This window comes from Xanthomonas sp. WHRI 8932A (assembly GCF_035012785.1).
GTDB lineage: Bacteria > Pseudomonadota > Gammaproteobacteria > Xanthomonadales > Xanthomonadaceae > Xanthomonas.
This window is the reverse complement of sequence record NZ_JAYGQQ010000001.1, coordinates 398,631-415,013: the sequence shown is the minus strand read 5'-3', so window position 1 is coordinate 415,013 and position 16,383 is coordinate 398,631. Positions and strand designations below refer to the sequence as shown.

At 66.4% G+C, this 16,383-nt stretch carries 16 protein-coding genes and 1 other RNA gene; 10 read left to right on the top strand and 7 right to left on the bottom strand.

Features of this window, described 5'->3' with window-relative positions; translation table 11 throughout:
* Positions 1 to 61 precede the first annotated feature (61 nt).
* From VC212_RS01865 to VC212_RS01825, 9 genes are all read left to right on the top strand, one after another.
* Positions 62 to 586 carry a CYTH domain-containing protein gene (locus VC212_RS01865; RefSeq protein WP_055845341.1) on the top strand — a complete coding sequence of 175 codons (525 nt, stop codon included), beginning with the start codon at positions 62 to 64 and terminating at the stop codon, positions 584 to 586.
* 128 nt (positions 587 to 714) lie between these two features.
* Complete coding sequence (locus tag VC212_RS01860; RefSeq protein WP_055845338.1) at positions 715 to 1,398, top strand: DsbA family oxidoreductase; 684 nt, start codon at positions 715 to 717, stop codon at positions 1,396 to 1,398.
* Between the two features lie 42 nt (positions 1,399 to 1,440).
* Positions 1,441 to 2,448: an FAD-dependent oxidoreductase gene (locus VC212_RS01855; protein ID WP_055845336.1), complete on the top strand. Its 1,008-nt coding sequence runs from the start codon at positions 1,441 to 1,443 to the stop codon at positions 2,446 to 2,448.
* A 170-nt stretch (positions 2,449 to 2,618) separates the two neighbouring features.
* On the top strand, positions 2,619 to 4,190 hold the full coding sequence (locus VC212_RS01850; protein ID WP_323514186.1) for a cryptochrome/photolyase family protein: 1,572 nt from the start codon (positions 2,619 to 2,621) through the stop codon (positions 4,188 to 4,190).
* Between the two features lie 375 nt (positions 4,191 to 4,565).
* Complete coding sequence (nagZ, locus tag VC212_RS01845; protein WP_323514185.1) at positions 4,566 to 5,567, top strand: beta-N-acetylhexosaminidase; 1,002 nt, start codon at positions 4,566 to 4,568, stop codon at positions 5,565 to 5,567.
* The gene (locus VC212_RS01840) at positions 5,567 to 6,121 is read left to right on the top strand and encodes a hypoxanthine-guanine phosphoribosyltransferase (RefSeq protein ID WP_055845328.1); all 555 of its coding nucleotides are present in this window, start codon (positions 5,567 to 5,569) and stop codon (positions 6,119 to 6,121) included. The genes nagZ and VC212_RS01840 overlap by 1 nt, the downstream gene beginning before the upstream one ends.
* 229 nt (positions 6,122 to 6,350) lie before the next feature.
* The gene (locus tag VC212_RS01835) at positions 6,351 to 7,103 is read left to right on the top strand and encodes an S-methyl-5'-thioinosine phosphorylase (RefSeq protein ID WP_323514184.1); all 753 of its coding nucleotides are present in this window, start codon (positions 6,351 to 6,353) and stop codon (positions 7,101 to 7,103) included.
* A gap of 87 nt (positions 7,104 to 7,190) precedes the next feature.
* Positions 7,191 to 7,397: a cold-shock protein gene (locus VC212_RS01830; RefSeq protein WP_003488188.1), complete on the top strand. Its 207-nt coding sequence runs from the start codon at positions 7,191 to 7,193 to the stop codon at positions 7,395 to 7,397.
* Positions 7,398 to 7,492: 95 nt separating this feature from the next.
* Positions 7,493 to 8,764 (top strand): NAD(P)/FAD-dependent oxidoreductase, encoded by a 1,272-nt coding sequence (locus tag VC212_RS01825; RefSeq protein WP_323514183.1) that lies wholly within the window; start codon positions 7,493 to 7,495, stop codon positions 8,762 to 8,764.
* A 334-nt stretch (positions 8,765 to 9,098) separates the two neighbouring features.
* On the opposite strand, the gene pdeM is transcribed toward VC212_RS01825, so the two are convergent.
* The 5 genes from pdeM to VC212_RS01800 are packed head-to-tail and all read right to left on the bottom strand — an operon-like array spanning position 9,099 to position 15,072.
* A complete protein-coding gene (gene pdeM / locus VC212_RS01820) occupies positions 9,099 to 9,743 on the bottom strand; it encodes a ligase-associated DNA damage response endonuclease PdeM (RefSeq protein WP_115561657.1) in 645 nt (214 codons plus the stop codon).
* Positions 9,733 to 12,234 carry a ligase-associated DNA damage response DEXH box helicase gene (locus VC212_RS01815; protein WP_323514182.1) on the bottom strand — a complete coding sequence of 834 codons (2,502 nt, stop codon included), beginning with the start codon at positions 12,232 to 12,234 and terminating at the stop codon, positions 9,733 to 9,735. Before VC212_RS01815 ends, pdeM begins: the two co-directional genes overlap by 11 nt.
* On the bottom strand, positions 12,231 to 13,835 hold the full coding sequence (locus tag VC212_RS01810; RefSeq protein WP_323514181.1) for an ATP-dependent DNA ligase: 1,605 nt from the start codon (positions 13,833 to 13,835) through the stop codon (positions 12,231 to 12,233). Before VC212_RS01810 ends, VC212_RS01815 begins: the two co-directional genes overlap by 4 nt.
* A complete protein-coding gene (locus VC212_RS01805) occupies positions 13,832 to 14,059 on the bottom strand; it encodes a hypothetical protein (protein ID WP_323514179.1) in 228 nt (75 codons plus the stop codon). The genes VC212_RS01810 and VC212_RS01805 overlap by 4 nt, the downstream gene beginning before the upstream one ends.
* Positions 14,056 to 15,072, bottom strand: a complete 1,017-nt coding sequence (locus tag VC212_RS01800; RefSeq protein WP_323514178.1) for a ligase-associated DNA damage response exonuclease — start codon at positions 15,070 to 15,072, stop codon at positions 14,056 to 14,058. The genes VC212_RS01805 and VC212_RS01800 overlap by 4 nt, the downstream gene beginning before the upstream one ends.
* 96 nt (positions 15,073 to 15,168) lie before the next feature.
* Between VC212_RS01800 and VC212_RS01795 the strand changes: the two genes are divergently transcribed.
* Positions 15,169 to 15,245, top strand: a non-coding RNA gene (locus tag VC212_RS01795) — sX9 sRNA.
* A gap of 160 nt (positions 15,246 to 15,405) precedes the next feature.
* Here the strand turns inward: VC212_RS01795 and VC212_RS01790 are convergent.
* Together VC212_RS01790 and VC212_RS01785 are read right to left on the bottom strand one after the other, a co-directional pair.
* A complete protein-coding gene (locus VC212_RS01790) occupies positions 15,406 to 15,771 on the bottom strand; it encodes a hypothetical protein (RefSeq protein WP_055845308.1) in 366 nt (121 codons plus the stop codon).
* On the bottom strand, positions 15,768 to 16,328 hold the full coding sequence (locus VC212_RS01785; protein WP_323514177.1) for a polymer-forming cytoskeletal protein: 561 nt from the start codon (positions 16,326 to 16,328) through the stop codon (positions 15,768 to 15,770). Before VC212_RS01785 ends, VC212_RS01790 begins: the two co-directional genes overlap by 4 nt.
* Positions 16,329 to 16,383 lie beyond the last annotated feature (55 nt).

Here is a 16,383-nt window from a genome sequence, read left to right as displayed (position 1 = left end):
GTTCGCCGTATGCTGTTGCGATTCCCGATTCCCGATTCCCGATTCCCGATTCCCGATTCCCATGCCTACAGAAATCGAACGCAAGTTTCTTGTCACCGGCGACGGCTGGCGTAGCGCTGCGCATGCGGTGATCCCGATGGCGCAGGGGTACATCAACGATCAGGCGTCGTTGCGCAGTGGCGCGCAGAACGCGTCGGTGCGCGTGCGCATCCAGGGCGAAAGTGCGTTTCTCAATCTGAAGTCGCGCGAGGTCGGGCATACCCGTCAGGAATTCGAGTACCCGATCTCCCTCGCCGATGCGCGCGCGCTGCTGGCGTTGTGCGTGGGCGGCTTGATCGACAAGCGCCGGCATCTGGTCGAGTACCAGGGGCATGTGTGGGAAGTGGATGAATTCCTGGGCGATAACGCAGGGTTGGTGGTGGCCGAGATCGAGCTTGGCAGTGCTGACGAGGCGTTCGCCAAGCCGCAATGGATCGGTGCGGAAGTCACCGACGACGTGCGCTATTACAACCTGGCACTGGCCTCCCATCCGTTCTCGCAGTGGGTGGAGAGCCGGGACTCGGGATTGGGCATTCGGGATTCGTAGAAGCCAAGGCGCATGCGTCGGCCCTGGGCGATGCCTTGCGCATCACCAATCACGATTCTCCAATCCCTGTCTCGGTATTGGGCTTATGCTTTGCGAATCCTAAAATCCCCACCGACGAATCCCCGCTCATGCGCATCGACATCTGGTCCGACGTGGTCTGCCCCTGGTGCTGGATCGGCAAGCGCCGTTTTGAACAGGCGGTCGCTGCGCTAGGGGCGCAGCTGCCGGCATTGGACATCCATTACCACGCGTTCGAGCTCGACCCGGATGCCGGTGCCGAACCGGTGCCATTGCGCGATGCGTTGGCGCGCAAGTTCGGCGGTGCGGCGCGCGTGGATCAGATGCTTGCGCAGACCCAGGACACCGCACGCGCGGAAGGCCTGCCATTCGACTTCGGGCGTGGCCAGGTACAGGTCAGCACGTTGCGGGCGCATCGCTTGCTCTGGCTGGCCACGCACGAGGGCGATGTCGGTGCGGTGATGGAAGCCTTGTTTCATGCGCATTTTGCGCAAGGCCAGAACGTGGCTGCCACCGACACGCTGCTGCGTGCGGGTGAGGCCGGCGGGCTTGCAGCCTCGCGCGTGCAGGCGATGCTCGACTCCGACGAAGGCATTGTGGAGGTACAGGCACAGTTGGCACAGGCCAGCGCGCTGGGCATCCGTGCAGTGCCCAGCTTCGTGATCGACGGGCGTAGCCTGATCCAGGGCGCGCAGCCGTCGGAGACGTTTGCGCAGGCGCTGCTGCAATTGGCGGCCGAATCGGTGCCGATTGGCGGCGCCGATGCGTGCGGGCCCGATGGATGTGCGGTGTGACAGATCGCCTGCGTCATGCCCGTGCCGGCGACTGACCGGGCGATGCAGCCACACCGCCCGCGAACGGTTGCGGTGATCGGCGCCGGCCTGGCCGGGCTCGCGTGTGCCAAAACGCTGCAGGCGGCCGGCGCGGTAGTGACGGTGTACGAGCAGAGCGATGCGGTTGGTGGGCGCATGCGTGCTCGCATGGGCGCCGGCTGGCAGTGCGATGTGGGCGCGCAGTATTTCACCGCACGCGATCCGGATTTTGCCGCAGTGGTGAACAGCTGGGTCGCCGCCGGCGTCGCGGCGCGTTGGCCTGCGCGCATCGCAAGCTGGGATGGACGTGCAATGCGCGCTTCGCACACCGCGCTGACGCGTTTTGTCGGAGTGCCGGGGATGGCCGCTCCCGCGCGTGCGCTGGCGGCAGGGCTGGATGTTCGGTTGCAGGCGTCTGTCCGCAGCTTGCAACGCAGTGGCCAGGGCTGGGCGTTGGGCGTGCACGGCGTGCCCGCGCTGCATGTGGTCGATACGGTGTTGCTCGCGCTTGCTGCGCCGGATGCGGCCGCGCTGTTGGCAGAGAACGCGCCTGCGCTTGCGACCATCGCACGCGATGCAAACATGCAGCCGGCCTGGGCGGTGGTGTTACGGTTCGATGCGTGCATCGATCCTGGCTATGACGCGTTGTTCGTCAATGCAGGACCAGTGCGCTGGGTGGCGCGCGACGCCAGCAAACCGGCACGGCACGGCGCCGAGACCTGGCTGCTGCATGCCACCGCCGACTGGAGCCAGCTGCATTTCGATGCCAGGCCAGAGGATGTCATCGCCACGCTACTGCCAGAATTGGCCGCGCTCGGCCTGCCGCCGCCGCAGGCCTGCGACGCCTATCGGTGGGAGGTGGCCAGCACCGACCCGCCGTTGCAGATCGGCTGTGTCTGGGATGCGCCGCTTGGCCTTGGCCTGTGCGGCGATTGGCTGGCGGGCGGCAAGGTCGAGGGCGCGTGGCAAAGCGGAACCGCCTTGGCGCAGCGGGTGTGTGCCGACGGTGTCACGCACCATGCAGATGCATAAGCCGGTGGTGCAGTCGTGGTGTTTGAGCCTTAATGTCGCCCAATGGCAGAGCGGCTTTTGCCTTGCAGACAGCGCAGATGCACAGATGCCGTGCGCAGCGCTGCCGAATGCCTGCCCGAGCGCCTGACTGATGCAAGCGCGCCCTGTCTGCATGCGTGAGCTCAGCACCAATGCGTGACTCCGATACGACCACCAGCGCTTCGCAAACGCCTGCGCACACGCTGCGCCTGATCCTGGGCGATCAGCTCAACCCTCAGCACAGCTGGTTTGCGACGCACGACCCCGGCGTGGTCTACGTGCTGATGGAGGTGCGGGAGGAAACCGATTACGTGCTGCATCACGCGCAGAAGATCCTGGCGATCTTTGCGGCAATGCGCGCGTTTGCCGCGCGCTTGCGGCAGCACGGGCATCGCGTGCGCTATGTCGCGATCGATACCGCCAGTAATCGGCAATCCATTCCGGCCAATCTTGAAGCGTTGATGGCGCATTACCGCGCCGAGCATCTGCAGTATCAGGCGCCGGACGAATGGCGGCTGGATGAGGCGCTGCGCCACTGGAGCGCTGGCTGCGCATTTGCCACGCACATGGTCGACAGCGAGCATTTCCTGACCGAACGCGATGAGGTGGCGGCGTGTTTCCGCGCCGGAAGCCAGTGGCGCATGGAGGTCTTTTATCGACGGATGCGCACGCGCCATCGCATCCTGCTCGATGCCTCCGGCCAACCGGAAGGCGGGCGCTGGAATTTCGATCACGACAATCGCGCGCCGTGGCCCGGCGATCCGCCAGCGCCGCAGGAGTGGCGTGCCGCGCACGACCATGGCGCGTTGTGGCAACGCATCGAAGCTGCCGGCGTGCGCAGTTTCGGTATGCCAAATGCGCAGGCGCTGCCATGGCCGCTGGACCGCGATGAAGCCTTGCAGCATCTGGATGCCTTTATCGCCACTGCGTTGCCGGATTTTGGCCGCTACGAAGATGCGATGAGCACGCGCAGCCCGCGGCTATTCCATTCGCAGCTGTCGTTCGCGCTCAACGTCAAGATGCTGCACCCGGCCGAAGTGATTGCGCGTGCCGAAACGGCATGGCGGCAAGGACACGCACCGCTGGCCTCGGTGGAAGGTTTTATCCGGCAGATCCTGGGCTGGCGCGAATACGTGCGCGGCGTGTACTGGTCGCAGATGCCCGGCTATGCGCAGTCCAATCAGCTCGATCAGCATGCGCCGCTGCCGCAGTGGTTCTGGGACGGGCAGATCGGCATGCGGTGCCTGGCCGACGCCGTCGGTAACTCGCTGGCCAATGCGCATGCGCACCACATCCAGCGGCTGATGGTGATCGGCAATTTTGCGCTGCTGGCGGGGCTGGACCCGCAGGCGCTGCATCGCTGGTATCTGGGTGTCTACATCGATGCGTTCGAGTGGGTGGAGTTGCCCAACACGGTGGGCATGAGTCAGTTTGCCGACGGTGGCCTGCTCGGCAGCAAGCCGTATATCAGTGGTGCGGCCTATATCGATCGCATGAGCGATTACTGCAGCGGCTGCCGCTATCAGCGCAAGGCGCGCACCGGTGCGCGGGCCTGCCCGTACAACGCGCTGTACTGGGATTTCCTCGCGCGGCAGCGTCCGCTGCTAGGCACGAACGAACGCCTGGCGATGCCGTATCGGCAGCTCGATGACATGGCGCCCGAGGTGCTGGAGGGTATCCAGATCCAGGCCGCACACTGGCGGGCGAATCTGGACCGTCTTTGAGGCGGCGAAGACCGAAGTCGTCTGCTGGACGGCCAGCGCGGTCGTAAACCTGCCGCATGCGTCTCCGCTGCAGGCCGCTGCATGCCGTAAGCCGCTGGCGAGCTGGGCAGCACAGCGGCGGTGTCTGCCCGGGGACGCAGGCTGTTGCGTTCGCGGTGCGAATGACGGCACCGGCGCTGTCAGCGCAGGTACCCGAGCTCAAAGGCGATCACGTGGCTTGCGGTATCGGTGCGCGGGCGCCGCAACGCCTGACCGCAAGGCGCTTCGGTCAGTGGACGTCAGCCCCCGCCTGAATGCGCGATCTGACGCTGCAACGCGCATCTGCGACAATGCCGCGCTGCGCCCTCGTGGCGCCTGGCCCGGGAGTCCCCCAACATGCTTCTGATCGGCGTTGCCGGTACCGAACTCAGCGCACAGGAACGCGACTGGCTGCAGCACGATGCCGTTGCCGGCGTGGTGCTGTTCAAGCGCAACTTCGCCTCGCGCACCCAGGTGGCCGAGCTGTCGGCATCCATCCGCGCTGCCGCGCCGCGCCCGGTGTTGCTGTGCGTGGACCAGGAAGGCGGCCGCGTGCAGCGGTTTCGCGACGGCTTCAGCGCGCTGGCGCCGTTGCAAAGTTTCGGTACGCAGTATCTGCAGGATCCGCAAGGCGCGCTCGCCGCCGCCCGTGCGCACGCGCAGCTGATGGCCACTGAAGTGCGTGCCAGCGGCGTGGACCTGAGCTTTGCGCCGGTGGTGGACCTGGGCCGCGGCAACCGCGCCATCGGCGATCGCGCCTTCAGCGACGACCCGCAGATCGTGGCCACCTTCACCCGCGCCTATGTGCAGGCGCTGCACAGCGCCGGCATGGCCGCCACGCTCAAGCATTTCCCCGGCCACGGCACGGTGCTCGAAGACACCCATGTGGATCACGCCAGCGACCCGCGTTCGCTGGAGCAATTGCAGGCCGACGATTTGCTGCCATTCGTGGCCGGCATCGAGGCCGGTGCCGACGCAGTGATGATGGCGCACGTGGTTTATCCGCAGGTCGCGCCGGAACCGGCCGGTTATTCGCAGCGCTGGATCGAGCAGATCCTGCGCGGCCAGATGGGCTTCCGCGGCGTGGTGTTTTCCGACGACATCGGCATGGCCGCTTCGTTCAGCGCTGGCGGCGTGGCGGGCCGGGTGCATGCGCACCTGGATGCCGGCTGCGACGTGGTGCTGGTCTGCCATCCAGAACTGGTCGACGAATCGCTGCAGGCCGTGCAAGGCCGCAGCCTCAATACCGCAGCGCTGATCGGCTTGATCGGTCGCGGCGCGCTCGGCTGGGACGGCCTGCTTGCCGGCACCGATGCCTCTTTCAACACTCCTTCCGCCCCTTTCGGATCAATTGCCTGATGTCCACGCTCACCATTTCCCAGGCCCTGGCCCAAGCCGATCTGCTGGTCGACCGCCCGGCCATCGATGCCGCCGTCGGCACCATTGCCGATGCCATCGCGCGCGACTACGCCGGCGAAGTGCCGGTGTATCTCACCATCATGCACGGCGCGCTGCCGTTCTCCGGCCAGTTGGCGCTGGAACTGGGCGCACGTGGGCAGGATCTGCAGTTCGATTACCTGCATGCCACCCGCTACCGTGGCGAAACCGTTGGCGGCGAGCTGGTGTGGAAGCACCGCCCGGCCACCGCGCTGTTCGGCCGCCGGGTGATCCTGGTCGACGACATTCTTGATGAGGGCTACACGCTGCAGGGCGTGCGCCAGTGGTGCCTGGAGCAGGGCGCCACCGACGTGCGCGTGGCAGTGTTGACCGTCAAGCGTCACGACCGCTGCGTGCCGGGCGTCACCGCCGATTACGTGGGCGTCGAAGTGGCCGACCGCTATGTGTTCGGCTTCGGCATGGACGTCAACGAACAGCTGCGCGGTATTCCTGCCATCTATGCGATGAAGCAGTAAAGCGCGCGCGGTGATCAGCAACGCGGCGGCGTAGCCGCCAGGCGGACGCGGCCGCTGCGCGCAATCGGCGTGCACGGTTTGTGTCTCCCGGTGTTGCCTTGGCGCCCATCGCGGCCGGACGATCGCTCGCTACGCTTTACTGGTCGCTCTTGAAACACTGGCCCGCCACTGCGCGGGCACTCGTGCGCGCTTGCGCGCTTCCACGTCCGTTACGTTGCAGAGGTCGGTTGTGTCTTCCAATTCCATCGCATTGGCCGTTATCGGCGGCACTGGTGTCTACAAGCTCGCGCAGCTCGATGACGTGCAGGCCCACGAACTGGACACGCCCTACGGCGCGCCGTCGGGGCCGATCCGCGTCGGCATGCTGCTCGGCCATCGGGTGGCGTTCCTGGCCCGGCATGGCGAAGGCCATTCGCTGCCGCCGCACAAGGTCAATTACCGCGCAAATATCGCTGCGTTGCAGCAAATTGGCGTCTCGCGCGTGCTTGCGCTCAACACGGTCGGCGGCATCACCGAACAGTTCGGCCCGCGCGTGCTGGCATGCCCCGATCAGCTGATCGATTACACCTGGGGGCGCGTGTCCACCTTCTGCGAGGAGCCGGGTAGCGAGGTGCAGCACGTGGATTTCGGTCATCCGTATTCGCCGATGTTTCGCAGCAAGGTCATCGCTGCGGCCAAGGTGACCGGCGTCACGATGGTGCCCGGCGGGTGCTATGGCGCGACGCAAGGGCCGCGTCTGGAAACGATTGCAGAGATCGCCCGCATGCGTCGCGACGGCTGCGATCTGGTCGGCATGACCGGCATGCCCGAAGCCGGGCTTGCGCGCGAAAAAGGCCTGGAATATGCGTGTTTGGCGATCGTGGCGAACTGGGCGGCCGGTTGCGGCGACGCGCAGGAAATCACCATGGCCGAGGTGTTGGCCAACGTGGATGCCGCCTCGTCCGGGTTGCCCGAACTGATTGGCGAACTTGCACGCGGGTGATTGTCATTGGGGAATAAGCTTTGCATACTCGGCGCGTACGCACCGCCGTACACCACCCATTAATTATTGCAAAGGTCTCGCATCACCATGCCGAACGGTACCGTCAAGTGGTTCAACGACGCCAAGGGATTTGGCTTCATCTCACCGGAGGACGGCAGCGCCGATGTCTTCGCGCACTTCTCCGCGATCAATTCCAAGGGCTTCCGCAGCCTGCAGGAAGGCCAGCGCGTCAGTTATGACGTGACCCAGGGTCCCAAGGGTGCCCAGGCTTCGAACATCACGCCGGTCGAGTAATCTGACTCGATTGTGCGGTTGAAGAACCCCGCCACGGCGGGGTTTTTTTTGCACCGGTCCACGCAGGACGGTGTTCGCGAACCAGAGCAGGGACGATGCAACAAGCATTACGGATTGCGGTAGTGGGCTATGGAACGGCAGGGCAGGCGCTGGCGGTCTTGCTGGGCGCCGATGGCCATCGACTGGACGTCTTCGAGCGCGCCGCCAAGCCGGGGCCGGTCGGTGCCGGCTTCCTGCTGCAGCCCAGCGGCCTGCAGGTGTTGTGGAAGATGGGTTTGTTGTCGCAGGCCCTGATGCATGGCGCGCCGGTGCGCCGCCTGTATGGCGAAACGCCATGCGGGCGCGCGGTGATGGATATGCAATACCGCGATCTGGATGTCCGCCTGATGGGTCTGGGCATGCAGCGCGGTGCTTTGTTCTCGCTGTTGTGCGATGCCTGGCCCGAGTACGCGCAGCTGCAGACCGATACCCAGATCACCGCAATCGATCACGAGGGCAGGCGTGTGCAGGACCAGCGCGGGCAATGGCATGGTCCGTACGATCTGATCATCGCTGCCGATGGCTCGGCTTCCACACTGCGCGCGCAGGTGCAGGGCACCCGGCTGGATCGGGTGTATCCGTGGGGCGCGCTGTGGTGTCTGTTGCCGCGCGAGGATTGGCCGTTTGTCGACGAACTGCGCCAGCGTTATATCGGTGCGCGCAAGATGATCGGGCTGCTGCCTGTAGGCACGCGGCCTGGCGACGACACCCCGCGCCTGAGTTTTTTCTGGAGCCTGCCGTGCAGCGATTTTGCCGCCTGGGAGCAGCGCGGCATCGGCGCGTGGCGCGATGAGGTGGCGCAGATGTGGCCGGACGCGCATCTGCGTCTGGACAGCGTGCAGGTGCACACCGCGCTGGCACGCGCCAGCTACCGCGATGCGGTGATGACGCGCTGGCATCGTGGCCGTTTCGTGCTGGCCGGCGACGCCGCACATGCGATGAGCCCGCAGCTGGGCCAGGGCGTCAACATGGCATTGCTGGATGCATTGGCCATGCGCGATGCCTTGCGCGCGGGCGAGGATATCGATGACGCCTTGCAGCGCTATCAGCGCGAGCGCCAGGCGCATGTGGCGATCTATCACCGCTGGAGCCGCTGGCTCACGCCGCTGTTTCAATCCGAGCGCGATGTATGGGCACGCGGGCGCGACCTGTTGCTGCAGCCGATGGGGCGCGTACCGGGCGGTCGTGGTCACATGCTGCGCGTACTCAGCGGCACCCAGCATGGCTGGTTCGGCAAGTTGGCGCTGGCGCCGGAGTTCGTGGACGCGTTGTCGCAACCATTACCGCAAGCACTGCCACGGCCGCAGAGCGTTGCCAACAGCGGCTGAGCGCACGGAGGTGCTCGCCGCGCGCGGCGGGTAGTTGGAAGGGGCAGGTATCGTTGGATGCTTCGGTGTCGAGCGTATCGGCCACACCGCTCGACGATGCTTCGGGGCTGTGTGTGGTGCCATTACGCGTATTAGCAACGCTGACGTAGCGGGTGTACGCACGGCTGCCAGGAGCAGCTAAAAAGCCTGGCGAGCAGGCGTCGGGTGTAGGCCACGCACTCAGAACCTGAGTGCGCAAGTAGGAGTGCGCGAGGAATCCATCCGTACCGAGCGCCCGCCGCGCCCGCCTGGCAGTGCGCAGTCCTTTTGTTGACTGTTCCCAGCGGCGCAGTGGCTAACGCACCGGCAAGGCCACCGCATCGCCTTCCACACAGGCCACCAGACGCTCGCCTTCGAGCAGTGTCGGCACCACGCCCGCGGTGAAATGCGAGAACGCCGGCAGGATGGTGACGCGGTCGCGCAACCAGAATGCCGGCCAACGCCGCGACAGGCCCGGCAGTGCCGCCAATGGATGCAGATGCCCGCACAGCACGTGGCCGGTGTGATGCGGCAACGGGTCGTGGCGCAGTACGAACGGCCCGTCTTCGACCTGTTCGCCGGCCGCTTCGATCTGCAGATCGGCACCGGCCACGGCGCGGTCGTGGTTGCCGCGGATGGCAATCACGCGCAGGTCGGCATGCTGCTCGCGCCATGCGCTCCAACGGCGATGCCAGGCTGCGCGCGGCGCAGGACCATGCAGCAGGTCGCCGAGTATCCACAATGCCTCGACCTGGCGCTGCGCGAGCAGTGCATCGAGGCGCTCGAGATCGTGCGCGGTGCCACCTGCGGGCAGGCCGATACCGGCGCGTCGGAACACGTCGGCCTTGCCCAGATGCAGATCGGCGATCAGCAAGGCCCGCTGCGCGGGTCGATACAACGCACGTTCGCCGAGCAGTTCCACCGTTTCGCCGGCCAACTGCAGCTGCACGCTATCGCCCATGCTTGCGCTCCAGTTGCTCTGCGGCGCGCAACACACGCGCCTTCCAGTCCTCGGTACTCAATTGACCACGCATGCGTTCGGCCCACAGCGGGAACGACAACGGGGTGAGGCTGCGTGGCGTGCACAGGCGGAGGTCGCGGCGTGCGCAGTCCTCCAATGCATGCGCCAGGCGTGCCAGTTCGAGTTGGCCTTCAAAGACTTCGCGCTCGGCCTGGGCCAGCAACAGATGCTCCGGGTCGAAACGCTGCAACACGTCGTAGAGCAGTCCGCTGGAGGCCTGCAGCTGGCGCAGGCTGCGTGGCGCACGGCCGGGCAGGGACGGCGACAGCAACCCGGCCACGCGCGCGATTTCGCGGAACTGCCGGCGTGCCAGCTCGCCCAGGTTGAGACTGTCGCGCAGATCGTCCAACAACCCTGCCGGCGACAGCAAGGCGCGCAGCACGTCGGCGTCGATCTCCACATCCTGCGCGGGCGAGAGCACAAAGCCGTAGTCGTTGGCAGCGAAGCTGAAGGTATTGCGCTGACGTCGTCCCCAGCGCGCGGCCAGCAGCGCGGCCAGCCCTTCGTTGACCTGCCGTCCGGCGAATGGATACACAAACACGTGCCGGCCATCACGCGCCTTGATGCTTTCCACCAGCAGATGGTCCGGGCCAGGCAGCGCCGAGAGCGATGCCTGCAAGTGCAGCAGCGGGGCCAGCGCCTGCATTTCAGGCGCATCGCCGGGCGCGGCGAACAGCGCTTCCACTTCGCGGCCCAATGCCGACGACAACGGCATGCGTCCGCCCATCCATTTGGGCACCACACCGCTGCCGCCCTTGGCCACGCGCACGTAGGCGGTCATGTCTTCCAGACGCACCAGTTCCAGCAAACGCCCGGCAAATTGAAAGCGATCGCCGCGGCGCAGGCGGCCGACGAATTGTTCTTCCACCGCACCGAGTCGGCCGCCGCGCAGGAACTGCACGCGCACGCTGCCATCGCTGGTGATGGTGCCGATGGACAAACGATGGCGCAGCGCAACGCGGCGATCGGTGACGCGATACACGCCGTCCTCGTCGTGCACCACCTTGTGGAAATCCGGGTAATGCGCCAATGCGCTGCCGCCTTGCACGATGAAGTCGAGCACCGCGTTCCAGGTGGGTGTGTCCAGCGCAGCGAAGGCATCGGTGCCGCGCACTTCCTCGAACAACGCAGCGGCATCGAAGCCGCCGCCCAATGCGAGGGTGACGCAGTGCTGGGCCAGCACATCCAGCGATAAACGCGGTGGCGGCCGCGCTTCGATATGGCCGTGCGCGATTGCGCGACGTGCCGCGGCGTATTCGACCAGTTCCAAGGCGTGCGAGGGCACGCACACCACATGCCCGGATTCGCCGGGGCGGTGCCGCGCGCGGCCGGCGCGTTGCAGCAGGCGCGCGATGCCCTTGGGGCTGCCGACTTGCAGCACCTGATCCACCGCCGGGAAATCCACGCCCAGATCCAGACTGGAGGTGGCGACCACGCAACGCAGGCTGCCGTCGCGCAGCCCCTGTTCGGCGGCGGCGCGCAGGCTGGGGTCCAGCGAGCCATGATGCAGCGCAAGCGTGGCGAGATCGTCCGGCCATACCGCGCTCAACGCTTGGTGCCACAACTCGGCCTGTGCGCGCGTATTGGTGAAGACCAGGCTGGTGCGCTGCTGCATGACTTTTTGCAGCACGCGCGCCAACTGTGCCAGGCCCAGATGGCCGGCCCACGGAAAGCGTTCGCCGCTGTTGGGTAACAGCGTCTCCAGCGTCATGGCGCGCGGTTTGACTCCCGACACCAGCGCCGCATCGGGGCGATGCGGCAGCAGCACATCGCGTGCCTGCGCCAGATTGCCCAGCGTGGCCGACAGGCCCCAGATGCGCAGCGCAGGCGCCCAACCGCGCAGGCGCGCCAGACACAGCTGCAGCAGCACGCCGCGCTTGTTGCCGAGCAGTTCGTGCCACTCGTCGACGATCACGCAGCGCAGCGCGGATAGCTGCGGTGCGGTGTCCGGATACGACAGCAACAAGGCCAGCGATTCGGGGGTGGTGACCAGTACATCGAGCTTGCCGCTGCGCGCCAGCCGCTTGTCGCGTGCGCTGGCATCGCCGGTGCGCAAACCCACCTGCCAATCCAGTCCCAGCGCGTCCACCGGTTCGCGCAGTGCGCGTGCGGTGTCGGCGGCCAGCGCACGCAAGGGCGTGATCCACAGCACCTGCAAGTTGCGTTGTTGCTGTCGGCGTGCGGCAGCGGCAGGCTTGGCCGATGTGACCGGCAGCGTGCAGCCACGCGCGGCCAGGGCGTCCAGTAATGGGCCGCCGAATGCTGCCAGCGTCTTGCCGCTCCCGGTCGGCGTATGCAGCAACCCGGATTCGCCAGCGAGATAGCGCTTCCATACATCGCGTTGAAACGGCAACGGCGCCCAGCCGCGCTGTGCGAACCAGTCGCGCCACTGCTGCAATGGCGTGCCGCGTGCCTGCTGCGTCGCCGTCACCGCGCCAATGCCTGCAGAGTGCTCAGGTGATCGGCCTCGGCAAACGGCTTGTCGTGCCGCCAGCGCAGGATGCGCGGAAACCGTACCGCAATGCCGGATTTGTGCCGCGCACTGCGGTTGACCGCTTCAAAACCCAGCTCGAATACATGCTGCGGGCTGACCGCGCGCACCGGACCGAAACGCTCGGTGGTGTTGGCGCGAATCCAGCGGTCCAGTTGCAAAATCTCCTTGTCGTCCAGCCCCGAATACGCCTTGGCGATCGGCACCAGTTGCCCCTCGTGCCACAGCCCGAAGGTGTAGTCGGTATACAGCGTGCTGCGGCGGCCATGGCCGGCCTGCGCATACAGCAGCACCGCATCGATGGTGAGCGGGTCGATCTTCCATTTCCACCAATCGCCCCGTCGGCGGCCGGCCTGATACACCGAGTTGGCGCGCTTGAGCATCAGCCCTTCCACGCCGCGTTCGCGTGCTTGTACGCGCAGCTGTGCGGCGGCGTGCCAATCGCCGGCTTGCACCCGTGGCGAGGCGACGATGCGCGGATCGTCGAGCGCGGTGAGCACGTCCTCCAGCAGCGCACGCCGCTCGTGCAAGGGGCGCTCGCGCAGATCCATGCCGTCCAGTTCGAGCAGGTCGTAGGCCACCACGCGCGCAGGCGCGGCCGCCAATGTCTTGGGACCGGGCTTGAGCCGCTGGATGCGCGTTTGCAGGGCGGTGAACGGCATCGGTAACGGCTGCTCGGGTTGCCAGGCCAGCAGCTCGCCGTCGATAACCGTGCCGTCGGGCAACTGCAGCGCGGCATGTTCGATTTCCGGGAAACGGCCATCCAGGCGTTCTTCGCCGCGCGACCACAGCGCCGCTTCGCCGGCGCGCCGAATCAGCTGCAGGCGGATGCCGTCCCATTTCCATTCCAGCAGCCAGTCGTCGATGGCGCCCAGTGTGTCGACCTCGGCTTCGAGCGGCGAGGCGAGAAAGAACGGGTAGGGCTGCTGACGATCGCCCGGCAGTTCTTCGCTGGTGAGCAGATCGGCAAGATAGGTCGGGTGCGGTCGCCAACTACCGAGCATGCGCTGGGCGATGCGTGCGATGTCCACGCCCGATAGTTCGGCCAGCGCTTGTTGCACCAGCCGCTGCGAAACGCCCACGCGCAATGCGCCGGTCAACAGTTTGTTGAACACCAGCCGCTCATCGAAGGCCAGGCTGCGCCAGGCCTGCACGATGCATGCCTTGCGCAGCGCAACGTCCTGGTTGGCGACCGGTAGCAAGCGCTGTTCGATCCATTCCGCCAGCGGCAGATCGGGCGCTTCGGTGATCGGGTCGTCCAGCAACAACGCCAGCGTTTCGGCCAGATCGCCGACATGGTCGTAGCTGTCGGCGACCAACCAATCGGCAATGCCGGCGGTGTCGGTGATCCACTCGCGCAGCTCGCCGCTGCTGGCGATGCGCATGCGTGCGCCGGCGACCTTGCCGCCGGCCAGCAGATACAGCGCCCAGGCCGCATCCAGCGCTGGCGCTTCACGAAAATACGCCACCAGCGCAGCGCGCTTGTCGAGCGTGCCGGTGCTGCGGTCGAGGGTGCGGTACAACGCGGCAAAACGCTTCACGGCCGCGCCTGGGTCGTTGTGTCGGGAGTTGCAGCGCGCAGCTCCGGCGCACGGCGAGTGCATGCGCCTGACATGCGCACACGGCGCAGCAGGCGGAGTGGGCCGATTGACGCGGCCGGCGCGCTGCGATGCACGCGACATACCAATGCGTGCCGGCCAAACGCCAGCGCGCCGCTCCAGCGCAGACGCGCGCGTGCATCACTGCAGGCGGGGAGCGGGTTCATTCCTCGGCTCCAAAATCGGTGCGGAAGGCTTCCGCCGCAACGCCGCGCTCGCGCAGGTGCTGGATCAACGCATCGGTATTGCCATGGGTGGCGATCACCCGGCGCGCACCGGTGTCTTCGATGGTGCGCAGCAGATCCGGCCAGTCGGCATGATCGGACACTACAAAGCCGCGGTCGTAATTGCGCCGACGCCGATTGCCGCGAATGCGCATCCAGCCCGATGCGAATCCCTGTTGCGCATGCCGGAAGCGGCGGATCCAGGGGCTGCCTGCCGCCGACGGCGGTGCCAGCACCAGTTGGCCGGCATAGTCGGCGCCGCGCGCATGCTCGCTCACCGGTTGGGTGTCCAGCATCGCGATGCCGGCCTGGCGATACACCTCCACTCCGGCTGCAATCGCACCGTGCAACAGCGCAGGCTGGGTGTCCCAGGCACGCAATTCGGCCAGCACACGCTGCGCCTTGCCTAAGGCGTAGCAATACAAGATGGCGGCCTCGCCGCGTTCGGCGCATTCGCGCCGCCAGGCGACGATATCGGCCGCTACCTCAGATGTTTCCGGCCAGCGATACACCGGCAGCCCAAAGGTCGCTTCGGTGATGAAGGTGTCGCACGGCACCACTTCGAACGGCGTGCAGGTGGGGTCGTGCTGGCGCTTGTAATCGCCGGATGCCACCCAGACCTCGCCATCCACTTCGATACGCACCTGCGCCGAGCCCAGTACATGTCCGGCCGGATGCAGCGAAACACGCGCGCGTCCCAACGTAAACGCTTCGCCATCGGCATGCGTGTGATAGACCTGCTCGCCCAGCCGCCATTGCAGGATCGGCAGACTGTCGCGCGTGCAGTGGTATTCGCCCATGCCGCCACGCGCGTGATCGCCGTGGCCGTGTGTGATCACCGCACGCGGCACCGGCCGCCAGGGATCGATATGAAAGTCGCCCCGCGGGCAATACAGCCCCTCGGGGCCAAGCACCACCAGATCGCCGTGTGTGTTCGTGTCGTTACCGTTGCGCATGCCCGCAACTCTGGCCAAGCCGGTGTGCAGATCCTGAGAATGGGAATGGCGCGTATCGGCGCGACCATGCGGGCGCAGCGGATGCGCCGAGTCACCATGTAGCGCGCGTACGCTCCGGTGCTGAGCGCGCCGTCTACACTCGCCTGACGATTGCTCGCTAGGTGGTGTTAGCCGCTCCAAGCTTTGGAGTGCGATGCCGATAGTCAGCCTGCGTCGGCGCGCAACGGCAAAGCGATACGCGGCTTTGCGATGGACGCCGTTGTCCTCAGCGTCACTGCTGTTGCGAAAGCTGCGCCAGTCTGATTCCACAGCGGCGATGCCGCACCCAGCGCGCTAATGCCGCGTCCGTCGTCCCGATCCACGCACCGCGCTAGCTTCCACCGCCAGGGTAAATCCGCGTTCTTCGCCGCCATGCATCGCGCCCACATCGACCACGTGGCGGCGGATCTCCTCACCCTTGCCGTTACGCACCACCACCACCACGGTGTATTCCCACGGATCGCCGTCGGCGGGATGACGGATGGTGCCGTCGACCTTCAATGGCACGATCGGCGCCGGCTGCGCGTGTTGCGCAGCCGCCGAGTCGAAGCGCAAATGATGCTTGCAGGCAGGGCAAATGATGGCGCTTTCCAGAATCGTCGCCTTGCAATGCGGGCAGCTGCGCGTGGCTCCGGGCGTGCCCGGGCGGGGTGCACTCATGTGGCGTCGCTGTCTCCGCTCACCACCGGCTTGGGCGTGGCGGTCGGTTTGCCGGTGTCCTCGCCCCAGCCGAAGTCGGCCTGGCCGCGCATGCGGGCGCCCGAAGCCACGGTGAGGCTACCGGCCTTGACGTCGCCGACCAGCACGCCGGAGGTCTGCAGCTCCACCTGTGCCGCCGATTCGATATTGCCTTCCAGCTCGCCGGCGATGATGACCTTGTTGGCGCGCACGCCGCCATTGAGCTTGGCGCCGCGTTCGATGGTCAGATCGCCCTTGACGTTGACATCGCCTTTGAAGCGGCCGGCCAGGCGTACGTGGCCGGCGCCTTCGATCTTGCCTTCGATGCTGATGTCGGCGGCGATCAGCGATTCCTTGGCCTCGCTCTGGCGTTGCGGCGGCGCGGCGGTGGGGACGACGCTGGGCGCAGCGGCGGCGGCCGGCACCGGCGGGGCAGGGCTGGCGTCGGCGTTGAACAGCCGCCCATCGGCGGCAGGAGCATCCGGCGCTGCGGGAGCGCCGTCTTTCTTGTTGGGACCTTGATCGCGCCACATCGACATCGGATTGCCTCGCTTCGGGGGTCAAGGCCGACTATCGCTGCGTCAATCGATCTTT

What these genes read in the sequence shown, in the direction of transcription:
- VC212_RS01865 (WP_055845341.1), top strand. Translation starts at nt 62, where the DNA reads ATGCCTACAGAAATCGAACGCAAGTTTCTTGTCACCGGCGACGGCTGG.
- VC212_RS01860 (WP_055845338.1), top strand. Translation starts at nt 715, where the DNA reads ATGCGCATCGACATCTGGTCCGACGTGGTCTGCCCCTGGTGCTGGATC.
- VC212_RS01855 (WP_055845336.1), top strand. Translation starts at nt 1,441, where the DNA reads ATGCAGCCACACCGCCCGCGAACGGTTGCGGTGATCGGCGCCGGCCTG.
- VC212_RS01850 (WP_323514186.1), top strand. Translation starts at nt 2,619, where the DNA reads ATGCGTGACTCCGATACGACCACCAGCGCTTCGCAAACGCCTGCGCAC.
- nagZ (WP_323514185.1), top strand. Translation starts at nt 4,566, where the DNA reads ATGCTTCTGATCGGCGTTGCCGGTACCGAACTCAGCGCACAGGAACGC.
- VC212_RS01840 (WP_055845328.1), top strand. Translation starts at nt 5,567, where the DNA reads ATGTCCACGCTCACCATTTCCCAGGCCCTGGCCCAAGCCGATCTGCTG.
- VC212_RS01830 (WP_003488188.1), top strand. Translation starts at nt 7,191, where the DNA reads ATGCCGAACGGTACCGTCAAGTGGTTCAACGACGCCAAGGGATTTGGC.
- VC212_RS01825 (WP_323514183.1), top strand. Translation starts at nt 7,493, where the DNA reads ATGCAACAAGCATTACGGATTGCGGTAGTGGGCTATGGAACGGCAGGG.
- pdeM (WP_115561657.1), bottom strand. Translation starts at nt 9,743, where the DNA reads ATGGGCGATAGCGTGCAGCTGCAGTTGGCCGGCGAAACGGTGGAACTG.
- VC212_RS01805 (WP_323514179.1), bottom strand. Translation starts at nt 14,059, where the DNA reads ATGAACCCGCTCCCCGCCTGCAGTGATGCACGCGCGCGTCTGCGCTGG.
- VC212_RS01800 (WP_323514178.1), bottom strand. Translation starts at nt 15,072, where the DNA reads ATGCGCAACGGTAACGACACGAACACACACGGCGATCTGGTGGTGCTT.
- VC212_RS01790 (WP_055845308.1), bottom strand. Translation starts at nt 15,771, where the DNA reads ATGAGTGCACCCCGCCCGGGCACGCCCGGAGCCACGCGCAGCTGCCCG.
- VC212_RS01785 (WP_323514177.1), bottom strand. Translation starts at nt 16,328, where the DNA reads ATGTCGATGTGGCGCGATCAAGGTCCCAACAAGAAAGACGGCGCTCCC.